Annotated in this window: 11 protein-coding genes and 1 pseudogene; 11 read left to right on the forward strand and 1 reads right to left on the reverse strand. The window is 71.9% G+C overall.

Annotation, left to right across the window (positions count from 1 at the left end):
- The first annotated feature begins 32 nt into the window (after nt 1–32).
- The 8 genes from HOY81_RS07315 (at nt 33) to pssA (ending at nt 9,308) form a co-directional block, all read left to right on the forward strand.
- Entirely contained in the window at nt 33–812 is a 780-nt protein-coding gene (locus HOY81_RS07315; protein WP_237319398.1) for a TetR family transcriptional regulator, read from the forward strand.
- A 432-nt stretch (nt 813–1,244) separates the two neighbouring features.
- Complete coding sequence (ccrA, locus tag HOY81_RS07320) at nt 1,245–2,618, forward strand: crotonyl-CoA carboxylase/reductase (protein ID WP_237319399.1); 1,374 nt, start codon at nt 1,245–1,247, stop codon at nt 2,616–2,618.
- 15 nt (nt 2,619–2,633) lie between these two features.
- Nucleotides 2,634–4,658, forward strand: coding sequence for a protein meaA (locus HOY81_RS07325; RefSeq protein ID WP_237319400.1), 2,025 nt, complete (start codon nt 2,634–2,636; stop codon nt 4,656–4,658).
- Nucleotides 4,655–5,632 carry a CoA ester lyase gene (locus HOY81_RS07330; RefSeq protein WP_237319401.1) on the forward strand — a complete coding sequence of 326 codons (978 nt, stop codon included), beginning with the start codon at nt 4,655–4,657 and terminating at the stop codon, nt 5,630–5,632. The genes HOY81_RS07325 and HOY81_RS07330 overlap by 4 nt, the downstream gene beginning before the upstream one ends.
- Nucleotides 5,633–5,922: 290 nt before the next feature.
- Entirely contained in the window at nt 5,923–6,447 is a 525-nt protein-coding gene (locus tag HOY81_RS07335) for a MaoC family dehydratase (protein ID WP_237319402.1), read from the forward strand.
- Nucleotide 6,448: 1 nt separating this feature from the next.
- On the forward strand, nt 6,449–7,654 hold the full coding sequence (locus tag HOY81_RS07340; protein WP_237319403.1) for an acyl-CoA dehydrogenase family protein: 1,206 nt from the start codon (nt 6,449–6,451) through the stop codon (nt 7,652–7,654).
- A gap of 168 nt (nt 7,655–7,822) precedes the next feature.
- The gene (locus HOY81_RS07345; RefSeq protein WP_237319404.1) at nt 7,823–8,470 is read left to right on the forward strand and encodes a phosphatidylserine decarboxylase; all 648 of its coding nucleotides are present in this window, start codon (nt 7,823–7,825) and stop codon (nt 8,468–8,470) included.
- Nucleotides 8,457–9,308, forward strand: coding sequence for a CDP-diacylglycerol--serine O-phosphatidyltransferase (gene pssA / locus HOY81_RS07350; protein ID WP_237319405.1), 852 nt, complete (start codon nt 8,457–8,459; stop codon nt 9,306–9,308). The genes HOY81_RS07345 and pssA overlap by 14 nt, the downstream gene beginning before the upstream one ends.
- Before the next feature lie 205 nt (nt 9,309–9,513).
- On the opposite strand, the gene HOY81_RS07355 is transcribed toward pssA, so the two are convergent.
- Nucleotides 9,514–10,653, reverse strand: a complete 1,140-nt coding sequence (locus tag HOY81_RS07355) for a glycerate kinase (RefSeq protein ID WP_237319406.1) — start codon at nt 10,651–10,653, stop codon at nt 9,514–9,516.
- Between the two features lie 123 nt (nt 10,654–10,776).
- On the opposite strand from HOY81_RS07355, the gene HOY81_RS07360 reads away from it, so the two are divergent.
- From HOY81_RS07360 to HOY81_RS07370, 3 genes and pseudogenes are all read left to right on the forward strand, one after another.
- Entirely contained in the window at nt 10,777–11,034 is a 258-nt protein-coding gene (locus tag HOY81_RS07360; RefSeq protein WP_237319407.1) for a hypothetical protein, read from the forward strand.
- 7 nt (nt 11,035–11,041) lie between these two features.
- Nucleotides 11,042–11,224 (forward strand): annotated as a pseudogene (locus tag HOY81_RS07365) (Clp protease N-terminal domain-containing protein); the annotation flags it as partial.
- A gap of 276 nt (nt 11,225–11,500) precedes the next feature.
- Nucleotides 11,501–11,668, forward strand: a complete 168-nt coding sequence (locus HOY81_RS07370; protein ID WP_272892498.1) for a Clp protease N-terminal domain-containing protein — start codon at nt 11,501–11,503, stop codon at nt 11,666–11,668.
- Nucleotides 11,669–11,702: the final 34 nt, after the last annotated feature.

An 11,702-nucleotide genomic window follows, 5' to 3' on the forward strand; every position in this document is an offset into this window, starting at 1 on the left:
CCCCACCGGTCACACCGTGTAGCGTTCACCACATGCCGGAGTCCGTGAAGCCTGCCCGTACCCCCGCCGCGTCCACCCAGCGGCTGAAGATGCGCCGTGAGCTCGCGGCCGCGGCCATGGAGCTGTTCGCGACCAAGGGGTACGAGGCCACGACCGTCGACGAGATCGCCGCCGCGGCCGGGGTCGCCCGGCGCACCTTCTTCCGGCACTTCCGCTCGAAGGAAGAGGCGATCTTCCCGGACCACGACGACACCCTGGTCCGGGCGCAGGCGGTGCTGGAGGCCGCACCGCCGCACGAGCACCCGCTGGACACCGTCTGCCGCGGGATCAAGGAAGTCATGCGGATGTACGCGTCCTCGCCGAAGGGGAGCGTCGAGCGGTACAAGCTGACCCGCGAGGTGCCGGCGCTGCGGGAGCGGGAGATCGCCTCCGTCGCCCGCTACGAGCGGCTCTTCACCCGCTACCTGCTGGGGCACTTCGACGAGGCCGCGCACCGGGAGGACGTCAGCGACTACGACGAGCCGCTGCTCGCCGAGGTGGCCGCGTCCGCGGTGGTCACCGCGCACAACCACGTGCTGCGGCGGTGGCTGCGCGGCGGCGCGGTGGGGGACGTGGAGGCGCAGCTCGACCACGCCTTCGCGATCGTCCGCCGGACCTTCGGCACCGGCTTCGGGGCGAGCCGGCCCGCACCCGCCGCCGAGGCGGCCGCGGAGACCGAGCGCCGGGGCGAGGTGCTGGTGACGGTGGCGCGTACGGACACCCCGCTGCCGGAGATCATGCACTCCATCGAGGAGGCGCTGCGCCGGCGCTGACCGCGCCGGCGCCCCTGCCCGTACGTCCTCGGCCGGTCACCGCCGGCTCTCCCCTACCCGTATTCCGTCTCCGTCCCCGTTCCCGTCCTGCCCCCGTCCCTGTCCCTCCCTGTCCCCGCGCGCCGTCGCGGCGGAGCACCCTGCGGTGCGTCGCCGCGGCGGCGCTCATGCGTGCGGGCATGGTGACATCTGAGAGAAATTCTTGGCACGGCGTGCCTTGCGAGCTGGCACTGGGTGTCATACGGTGAAGTTCAGTCCGGGCGCTGTCCCAGCGGCTCGCACTCCGCGTGCGTCCGGACGCCTGCGTCACAGGCAAGGCGCGCTCACCCCGCGCGCCGCCCCAACACCACAGCACCAGCCGAACCGACGGCACTGCCTCTCCTGACACGTCCCCTGAGCGTTCCCCGCAACGCGCTTCGCCGGAGGCATACCGTGAACCAGATCCTCGACGCGATCCTCGCGTCCGACACGACAGCAGACGACTTCGCCGCCCTGGAGCTCCCCGAGTCGTACCGCGCGGTGACCGTGCACAAGGACGAGGCCGAGATGTTCGACGGCCTGGAGACCCGCGAGAAGGACCCGCGCAAGTCCCTGCACGTGGACGACGTCCCGCTGCCCGAGCTCGGCCCCGGCGAGGCGCTGGTGGCCGTGATGGCCTCCTCCGTCAACTACAACTCGGTCTGGACCTCGATCTTCGAGCCGTTGCCGACCTTCGCCTTCCTGGAGCGCTACGGGAAGCTGTCGCCGCTGGCCAAGCGGCACGACCTGCCGTACCACATCATCGGCTCCGACCTGGCCGGTGTGGTGCTCCGCACCGGCACCGGCGTCAACGCCTGGAAGCCCGGCGACGAGGTGGTCGCCCACTGCCTCTCCGTCGAGCTGGAGAGCGCCGACGGCCACAACGACACGATGCTCGACCCGGAGCAGCGCATCTGGGGCTTCGAGACCAACTTCGGCGGGCTCGCCGAGATCGCCCTGGTCAAGACGAACCAGCTCATGCCGAAGCCCCGGCACCTGTCCTGGGAGGAGGCCGCCGCCCCGGGTCTGGTCAACTCCACCGCCTACCGGCAGCTCGTCTCGCAGAACGGCGCCGGGATGAAGCAGGGCGACAACGTCCTGATCTGGGGCGCCAGCGGCGGGCTCGGCAGCTACGCCACCCAGTTCGCGCTGGCCGGCGGCGCCAACCCGGTCTGTGTCGTCTCCAGCGAGGAGAAGGCCGAGATCTGCCGGCGGATGGGCGCCGAGGCGATCATCGACCGGAAGGCCGAGGGCTACCGGTTCTGGAAGGACGAGACGACCCAGGACCCGAGGGAGTGGAAGCGCTTCGGCAAGCGCATCCGCGAGCTCACCGGCGGCGAGGACGTGGACATCGTCTTCGAGCACCCCGGCCGGGAGACCTTCGGCGCCAGCGTCTACGTCACCCGCAAGGGCGGCACCATCGTCACCTGCGCCTCCACCTCCGGCTACGTCCACGAGTACGACAACCGCTACCTGTGGATGTCGCTGAAGCGGATCGTCGGCTCGCACTTCGCCAACTACCGCGAGGCCTGGGAGGCCAACCGGCTGATCGCCAAGGGCAAGATCCACCCGACGCTGTCCAGGAGCTACCCCCTGGAGGAGACCGGGCAGGCGACCTACGACGTGCACCGCAACCTGCACCAGGGCAAGGTCGGCGTGCTCTGCCTCGCCCCGGAGGAGGGCATGGGCGTGCACGACGAGGAGATGCGCGCCCGGCACCTGGACGCCATCAACCTGTTCCGCGACGCCGAAGGCGAGCGGACCAACGGGTCCCGCCGGGACGTGTGAGCGGGAGCTGCGCGCATGAGCAAGCGTGAGAAGGACCGTCCGTGGCTGATGCGGACCTACGCCGGGCACTCCACGGCCGAGGCGTCCAACGAGCTCTACCGGCGCAACCTCGCCAAGGGCCAGACCGGCCTGTCGGTCGCGTTCGACCTGCCCACGCAGACCGGATACGACCCCGACCACATCCTGGCCCGCGGCGAGGTGGGCAGGGTCGGGGTCCCGGTCTCCCATCTGGGTGACATGCGGCGGCTGTTCCAGGACATCCCGCTGGAGCAGACGAACACCTCGATGACCATCAACGCCACGGCCATGTGGCTGCTGGCGCTCTACCAGGTGGTCGCCGAGGAACAGGGCGCGGACATCTCGAAGCTCTCCGGGACGACGCAGAACGACATCGTCAAGGAGTACCTGTCCCGCGGCACCCATGTCTTCCCGCCGGGGCCCAGCATGCGGCTGACCACGGACATGATCGCCTACACGGTGCACCACATCCCCAAGTGGAACCCGATCAACATCTGCAGCTACCACCTCCAGGAGGCCGGGGCCACCCCGGTTCAGGAGGTCGCGTACGCCATGAGCACGGCCATCGCGGTGCTCGACGCGGTGCGGGACTCGGGTCAGGTGCCTCCGGAGCGGTTCGGCGACGTGGTCGCCCGCATCTCCTTCTTCGTGAACGCGGGCGTCCGGTTCATCGAGGAGATGTGCAAGATGCGGGCCTTCGCCCGGATCTGGGACCGCATCACCCGGGAGCGGTACGGCATCGAGAACGAGAAGCAGCGCCGCTTCCGCTACGGCGTCCAGGTGAACTCCCTCGGCCTGACCGAGGCGCAGCCGGAGAACAACGTCCAGCGGATCGTGCTGGAGATGCTGGCGGTGACCCTCTCCAAGGACGCCCGGGCACGCGCGGTGCAGCTTCCCGCCTGGAACGAGGCGCTGGGCCTGCCCCGGCCCTGGGACCAGCAGTGGTCCCTCCGCATCCAGCAGGTCCTCGCGCACGAGAGCGACCTGCTGGAGTACGAGGACGTCTTCGCCGGCTCGTACGTCGTCGAGGAGAAGGTGAACAGCCTGGTCGAGGAGGTCTTCGCGGAGATCGACAAGATCCAGGAGATGGGCGGCGTGCTGGCCGCGGTGGAGTCCGGCTACCTCAAGTCCCAGCTCGTCTCCTCGCACGCGGAGCGGCGCGCCCGTATCGAGTCCGGCGAGGAGAAGATCGTCGGGGTGAACTGCTACGAGGCGACCGAGCCCAGCCCGCTCACCGCCGATCTGGACACCGCCATCCTCACCGTGGACCCGGCGGGCGAGGAGCGGCTGGCCCGGGCGGTCGCCGACTGGCGGCGCACCCGGGACGAGCCGTACGTCCACCCGCCCGCGGCCAAGGCGCTGGAGCTGCTGAAGGAGGCGGCCGCCTCGGACGCCAACCTGATGGAGGCCACCCTGGAGTGCGTGCGCGCCGGCGTGACCACCGGCGAGTGGGCCGGGGCGCTGCGCGAGGTCTTCGGCGAGTTCCGGGCGCCCACCGGCGTCTCCGGGGCGCCGGTCGCGGTGGCGGCCGAGGAGGGGTCCGAGCTGGACACGGTCCGCCGCAAGGTGGACCGCACCGCACGGGACCTGGGCACCGGCAAGCTCCGGCTGCTGGTCGGCAAGCCCGGCCTGGACGGGCACAGCAACGGCGCCGAGCAGATCGCCGTACGGGCCCGGGACGCCGGCTTCGAGGTGGTCTACCAGGGCATCCGGCTCACCCCGGAGCAGATCGTCTCGGCGGCCGTCGCCGAGGACGTGCACTGCGTCGGGCTCTCGGTGCTCTCCGGCTCGCACGCGGCCCTCGTGCCCGACGTGCTGGAACGGCTCCGCCGCAGCGGCGCCGACGACATCCCGGTCGTGGCCGGCGGCATCATCCCCTCCGCCGACGCCGCGGCACTCCGTGCCGCCGGCGTGGCGGCCGTGTTCACACCCAAGGACTTCGGGATCACGGAGATCATCGGCCGTATCGTCGACGAGATCCGTGCCGCGAACAAGCTCGAACCACTGGAGGTCCCCGCATGACCACCCCCGACGCCGCGCCGGCGAAGCCGCTGCGCCCGCGCCGCTCCTGCCTCGCCGTGCCGGGCAGCAACCCGCGCTTCCTGGAGAAGGCCCAGGGCCTCCCCGCGGACCAGGTCTTCCTGGACCTGGAGGACGCGTGCGCCCCGCTCGCCAAGGAGGGGGCGCGGCACACGATCGTGAAGTTCCTCAACGAGGGCGACTGGACCGGCAAGACCCGGGTGGTGCGGGTCAACGACTGGACCACGCACTGGACCTACCGGGACGTCATCACGGTGGTCGAGGGCGCCGGGGCCAACCTGGACTGCATCATGCTGCCCAAGGTGCAGGACGCCCAGCAGGTGCACGCCCTGGACATGCTGCTCACGCAGATCGAGAAGACGGTCGGGCTGGAGACCGGGCGCATCGGCATCGAAGCGCAGATCGAGAACGCCAGGGGCCTGGTGAACGTCGACGAGATCGCCGCCGCCTCACCGCGGCTGGAGACCGTCATCTTCGGCCCGGCGGACTTCATGGCCTCCATCAACATGAAGTCGCTGGTGGTCGGCGAGCAGCCGCCCGGCTACCCGGCCGACGCCTACCACTACATCCTGATGCGCATCCTGATGGCCGCCCGGGCCAACGACCTGCAGGCCATCGACGGCCCGTACCTCCAGATCAAGAACGTGGAGGGGTACCGCGAGGTCGCCCAGCGGGCGGCGGCGCTGGGCTTCGACGGCAAGTGGGTGCTGCACCCGGGCCAGGTGGACGCGTCCAACGAGATCTTCTCCCCGTCGCAGGAGGACTACGACCACGCGGAGCTGATCCTCGACGCGTACGAGTACTTCACCTCCGAGGAGGGCGGAAAGAAGGGCTCGGCGATGCTCGGCGACGAGATGATCGACGAGGCCAGCCGCAAGATGGCGCTGGTCGTCGCCGGGAAGGGGCGGGCGGCAGGTCTGTCCCGCACCTCGCGCTTCGAGCCACCGCAGGACTGAGCGCGGTGCGCCCGCGGCGCGTCCGGACCCGCGCGGCACGGCTCGGCCGGGCCGGCTACGGGTCCGCTCTCCGGGGCACGGGCCGGTACGTGCCGGCGGCCCGTGCCCCGGAGGGCACCGCCCCTCCGGCGCCCGGGCCCGGGCGCCGGAGTCCCGTCCGGGGCCGCGTCGCGGGGCCCCGGACGGGAGGGCCCGGCACGGGCCGTCGCGGGGCCCGGCACACCCCGTACCCGAGAAACCCCCGCGGGCCCCAGGGCCCGCCCCGCACACCCCGGAGGGGACCCCCACCCATGCAGTTCGGCCGCACCTACGAGGAATTCACCGTCGGCGACGTCTACCGGCACTGGCCCGGCAAGACCGTCACCGAGTACGACGACCACCTGTTCTGCCTGCTCACCATGAACCACCACCCGCTGCACATGGACGCGCACTACGCCGGGGAGACCACCGACTTCGGCAGGAACGTGGTGGTGGGCAACTACATCTACTCCCTGCTGCTCGGCATGTCGGTGCCGGACGTGTCCGGCAAGGCCATCGCCAACCTGGAGATCGAGTCCCTGCGGCACGTGGCGCCGACCTTCCACGGCGACACGCTCTACGGCGAGACCACGGTGCTGGACAAGACGCCGTCGAAGTCGAAGAACGACCGCGGCATCGTGCAGGTGGAGACCAAGGGCTACAAGCAGGACGGCACCCTCGTCTGCGTCTTCCGGCGCAAGGTGATGGTGCCCACCGCCGCGTACGTCGAGGAGCGCGGCGGCGAGCAGCCGGGCCGGCCCGAGCTCCGGGAGCCCGCGCCGAAGGGAGCGAAGTGACATGGGGCGGCTCGCACAGACCGAGGGACTGACCGACGTCCAGCAGGAGATCGTCTCCACGGTCCGCAGCTTTGTCGACAAGGAGATTCTTCCGGTCGCCACCGAGCTGGAGCACCAGGATGCCTATCCGACCGAGATCGTCGAGGGCCTCAAGGAACTCGGCATCTTCGGCCTGATGATCCCCGAGGAGTACGGCGGCCTCGGGGAGTCGCTGCTCACCTACGCGCTGTGCGTGGAGGAGATCGCGCGCGGCTGGATGAGCGTCTCCGGCATCATCAACACGCACTTCATCGTCGCCTACATGCTCAAGCAGCACGGCACACAGGAGCAGAAGGACCACTTCCTGCCGAGGATGGCGACGGGCGAGGTCCGCGGCGCCTTCTCCATGTCGGAGCCCGGCCTGGGCTCCGACGTCTCCGCGATCTCCTCCAAGGGCGTCCGGGACGGCGAGGAGTACGTCCTCGACGGCCAGAAGATGTGGCTGACCAACGGCGGCTCCTCGACCCTGGTGGCGGTGCTCTGCCGCACCGACGAGGGGCACCCGGAGGGGACGGCTCCGCACCGGTCGATGACCACCTTCCTGGTGGAGAAGGAGCCCGGATTCGGCGAGGTCAGGCCGGGCCTGACCATCCCCGGCAAGATCGACAAGATGGGCTACAAGGGTGTCGACACCACCGAGCTGATCATGGACGGGCTGCGCCTGCCGGCCGACCGCGTGCTCGGCGGCGAGACCGGCCGCGGCTTCTACCAGATGATGGACGGCGTCGAGGTGGGCCGGGTGAACGTGGCGGCCCGTGGCTGCGGCGTCGCGCAGCGCGCGTTCGAGCTGGGCGTGGCGTACGCGCAGCAGCGCCACACCTTCGGCAAGCCCATCGCCCAGCACCAGGCCATCCAGTTCAAGCTGGCCGAGATGGGCACCAAGGTGGAGGCCGCGCACGCCCTGATGGTGGGCGCCGCCCGCAAGAAGGACTCCGGGCAGCGGAACGACCTGGAGGCGGGCATGGCCAAATATCTCGCCTCCGAGTACTGCAAGGAGGTCGTGGAGGACGCCTTCCGCATCCACGGCGGGTACGGTTTCTCCAAGGAGTACGAGATCGAGCGGCTCTACCGGGAGGCGCCGATGCTCCTGATCGGTGAAGGAACCGCCGAGATCCAGAAAATGATCGTCGGGCGCCGTCTGCTGGAGGAGTACCGCTTCCAGGGCTGATCGTCCCCTTCGGGGTGTTTTCCGGGAGACCGGGGAACACCCCGATCGGGAGAGTTCGGGGGCTGACTGGCGCTCTGGCTTGCCCAGTTGCCACCAGTAACCGATAACATCCCGGAAAGCCGCCGTCCCCCATCGATCACGCGGCACCCTCCGCTACGAAGGTCTTCCATGCCCCACAGCCCATCCACTGCACCCAGCGGTCGTGTACGCCTCGCGCGCGGAGCCTCGCCGTGGCTCCTCCCGACCGTGGCCACCGCCGCCGTCAGCCTGGTCCGCGCCCGCCGCTCGGGGCGCGCGGCGGCGGTCGCCGTGCCCGCCACCGCGCTCGCGGCGGGCATGCTGTGGTTCTTCCGCGACCCGGAGCGCGAGATCGCCCCGGGGCGGGTCGTCTCCCCGGCCGACGGGGTGGTGCAGAGCATCATGCCGTGGCAGGACGGCCGCACCCGCGTCGCGATCTTCATGAGCCCGCTGAACGTCCATGTCAACCGCGCGCCGCTGGCGGGCACGGTGACCTCCGTGGAACACGTCCCCGGTGGCTTCGTGCCGGCGTTCAACAAGGAGAGCGAGCACAACGAGCGGGTGGTGTGGCACTTCGACACCGAGCTCGGCGACATCGAGATGGTGCAGATCGCCGGCACCGTCGCGCGGCGCATCGTCCCCTACGTCACCCACGGTGCGAAGCTCGAGCAGGGCGAGCGGCTCGGCCTCATCCGCTTCGGCTCCCGGGTGGACGTCTACCTCCCGCAGGGGGTCGAGCCCGCCGTCGAGGTCGGCCAGAAGACCACCGCGGGGGTGACTCGCCTTGACCGTGATTGACCGCGACGCCCAGCCGGCCTGGGTCCCGGACGTGGACGAGGACGACGACGAGATGCCGCTGTCGATGCGGCTCTCGATAGCGGACACCCTGACCCTGGGCAACGCCATCTGCGGCTTCCTCGCCGTCTACTTCACCACCACGGGCGTCCTCATCCCGCACCTGATGGGCAACGAGGACGGCGGCATGGCCCGGCACAGCGCCGCCACCGCCGTCATCTTCATGCTGCTGGCCTCCGTCTTCGACCTGTTCGACGGGCTGGTGGCGCGCAAGCTGCGCAGCTCCGCGATGGGCGCGGAACTGGACAATCTCTCCGACCTCATCAGCTTCGGGCTCGCCCCCGCCTACTTCGTGGCCGTATGGGGCATGGTCGCCAGCGACGCCCACCAGCGGGTCTCGGTGGTCGCCGCGGTGGTGGTGCTGCTGGCGGTGGTGCTGCGGCTCGCCCGCTTCTCCTGCGTGACCCTGCGGGACGGGATCTTCCAGGGCATGCCGAGCCCGTTCGGCGCCCTCACGGTCGTCTCCATCGTGCTGCTGGGCCTGCCGTTCCTGCCGACGCTGCTGGCCATCATCGGGGTGGCGTGGCTGATGGTCAGCCGGGTCGAGTACCCGAAGCCCCGGGGGCGGCTCGCGGGGGCGATGCTGTGCTGGATCGTGCTCAGCATGGCGCTGCTGGCGGCCTGGGCGTTCGACGCTCCGGGAGGGGAGCTGCTGCTCCAGACGGGCTGCGCGCTCCAGGTGGTGCTGGGCGCGGTCATCCCGCTGTTCGCGACGGCGCGCCGGGTCAACGCCTTCCGCGACAACCGGCGGGAGGCCCGGGCGGCCGCGCACGGCGGCTGACCCGCACGGACCCACACGCTGCACGGGCGGGCCCCACCGCGACCCTGGGCGGTGGGGCCCGCCCGTCCGTTTTCGCGGCCTGCGGGCCGGTGCCCGTGGCCTCACGGCCCGCGAACCCCTTCTCGCTGCTTGCGGGCGCCCTTCCCTGCCGTCCCGGGCGCGTTCCGGCCTTCCCGGGCGCGTTCCGGCGGTGTACCGCGGTCTCTCAGGCCAGGTGGTCCCGGGCGATCCGCTCGGCGACCCGCTCCAGCAGCGGCCCCGCCTGCGCCATGCACACTGCCGGGTCCGGCTCCAGCTCGGTCAGCGGATACGCCGCCACGATCCCGGACCGCCGCAGCGCGGCCTCGTCGATCGCCAGCCTGCCGCAGACCGCCACCACCGGCTTGCCCGCGGCCTGCGCCGCGGCAGCGACACCGGCCGGGGCCTTGCCGTGCAGGGTCTGCGCGTCCAGCGAGCCCTCACCGGTGATCACGAAGTCCGCCCGGTCCAGCTCGGGGGCAAAGCCGAGCACCTCCAGCAGCACCTCGATGCCGGGCCGGAAGGCCGCACCGAGCCCCACCAGGGCCCCGTAGCCGATGCCGCCGGCCGCGCCCGCACCGGGCGCCTCGGCGGCGGCCGCGGCCTCCGGCCCGAGCTTCTCGCCCAGCACCCGGGCGAACCGGGAGAGGCCCGCGTCCAGCGCCGCCACCTCGGTCTCGCCGGCCCCCTTCTGCGGTCCGTAGACCGCCGCCGCGCCCTGGGGGCCGGTCAGCGGGTTGTCCACGTCGCTGGCGAGCACCACCTCGACCTCCCGCAGCCGGGGGTCGAGCCGGGCGAGATCCGCCGTGTCCAGCTCCCGCAGCGGCCCGCCGCCGTGCGGCACCGGGTCGCCGTCCCGGTCCAGGAAGCGGGCGCCGAGCGCCTCCAGCATCCCGGCGCCGCCGTCCGTGGTGGCGGAGCCGCCGACCCCGAAGACGATCCGGCGGGCCCCCGCCCCGACCGCCGCGAGCAGCAGCTCCCCGGTGCCGTAGGTGGTGGCGGTCAGGGGGGCGAAGACGCCCTCGGGCAGCAGTTGCAGCCCGGACGCCTCGGCCATCTCGACCACGGCGGTGCCGTCGCGCAGCGCGTAGGCGGCGGTGACCGGCTCGCCGAGCGGGCCCGTCACCCGCACCTCCCGGCGGGCGAAACCGGCCGCGACGGCGGCGGCCACCGTGCCGTCGCCGCCGTCGGCTACGGGCAGGGCCGCCACCTCCAGGTCCGGGCGGGCCCGGTGCAGACCGGCCGTGACGTGCTCGGCGACCTCCACGGCCGTCAGCGAGCCCTTGAACTTGTCCGCGGCGATCAGCACGCGCCCTGTGTGAGCCATTGAGTCGTCCCTTGCGTTCGAACGGGCAGTCGCGCCGCTGCGACCTTATCCGGCGCACACCGCCACGACCACCGATGTCAATGATGGTTGACACGCGGCATTCTGTCATCCTACGTTGACACCATGACCGGAAAGACGGACGCACGGGACGAGCGAGGCGACGGGCCGGAGGCGCTCAACGCGCTGGACGACGCCCGCGCCGCGGCCGACCGGGACCCGCAGGTCGGCCTACGCGCGGTCGCCGCCCTGCGGCGGCTGGTGGAGCGCCTGGAGGCGCTTCAGGTGGACAGCGCCCGCCGGCAGGGATGGTCCTGGGAGGAGATCGGGGCCGCGCTGGGCGTCAGCCGGCAGGCCGTACACAAGAAGCACGCCAGGAGGTAGGCGGGAGATGTTCGAGCGATTCACCAAGCGGGCACGGTCCACGGTGGTGCGGGCCCAGGAAGAGGCCCGCGCCCTCCGGCACGAGGGAATCGGCACCGAGCACCTGCTGCTGGCGGTGGTGCGGGAACCGGAGGAGGCCGGCGCGGCCACCCTGGCGCGGCTGGGGGTCACCGCGGAGAACTGCCGGGACGCCGTCGCCGCCCTCGCCTCCGGCCCGGAACCGCTGGGCCCGGAGGACGCAGCGGCGCTGCGGGCCTTCGGCATCGACCTCGAGGAGGTCCGGCGCCACACCGACGCCGCCTTCGAGCCCGGTGCGCTGGACCGGGCGGGCGACGACGCCGCCGCGAGCGGTCGCCGTGGGCGGTGGCTGCCGCTCGGCCGGGGGCGCCGCTCCCGCGGCGGCGAGGCGGAACCCGCGGGCCACATCCCCTTCACCCCCCGGGCGAAGAAGGCGCTGGAACTGGCGCTGCGGGAGGCCGTCGCCCGCAAGGACCGGTACATCGGGGTGGAGCACCTGGTGCTCGCCCTGCTGCGCTCCGACGACCGCGTCACCCGGGGAGTGCTCGCACGTCTGGGCATCGAGCCGGCGCCGGTCCGGGAGATCGTCCTGGCGGATCTGCGGGACGCTGCCTGAACCGCCCCGGCGCCGGCCGCCGGGGCGGGCCCGG

The sequence above is a fragment of the Streptomyces sp. JJ36 genome, assembly GCF_021696945.1.
Classification (GTDB): domain Bacteria; phylum Actinomycetota; class Actinomycetes; order Streptomycetales; family Streptomycetaceae; genus Streptomyces.

What these genes read in the sequence shown, in the direction of transcription:
- HOY81_RS07315 (WP_237319398.1), top strand. Translation starts at nt 33, where the DNA reads ATGCCGGAGTCCGTGAAGCCTGCCCGTACCCCCGCCGCGTCCACCCAG.
- HOY81_RS07360 (WP_237319407.1), top strand. Translation starts at nt 10,777, where the DNA reads ATGACCGGAAAGACGGACGCACGGGACGAGCGAGGCGACGGGCCGGAG.
- HOY81_RS07345 (WP_237319404.1), top strand. Translation starts at nt 7,823, where the DNA reads ATGCCCCACAGCCCATCCACTGCACCCAGCGGTCGTGTACGCCTCGCG.
- HOY81_RS07340 (WP_237319403.1), top strand. Translation starts at nt 6,449, where the DNA reads ATGGGGCGGCTCGCACAGACCGAGGGACTGACCGACGTCCAGCAGGAG.
- HOY81_RS07330 (WP_237319401.1), top strand. Translation starts at nt 4,655, where the DNA reads ATGACCACCCCCGACGCCGCGCCGGCGAAGCCGCTGCGCCCGCGCCGC.
- HOY81_RS07325 (WP_237319400.1), top strand. Translation starts at nt 2,634, where the DNA reads ATGAGCAAGCGTGAGAAGGACCGTCCGTGGCTGATGCGGACCTACGCC.
- HOY81_RS07355 (WP_237319406.1), bottom strand. Translation starts at nt 10,653, where the DNA reads ATGGCTCACACAGGGCGCGTGCTGATCGCCGCGGACAAGTTCAAGGGC.
- HOY81_RS07335 (WP_237319402.1), top strand. Translation starts at nt 5,923, where the DNA reads ATGCAGTTCGGCCGCACCTACGAGGAATTCACCGTCGGCGACGTCTAC.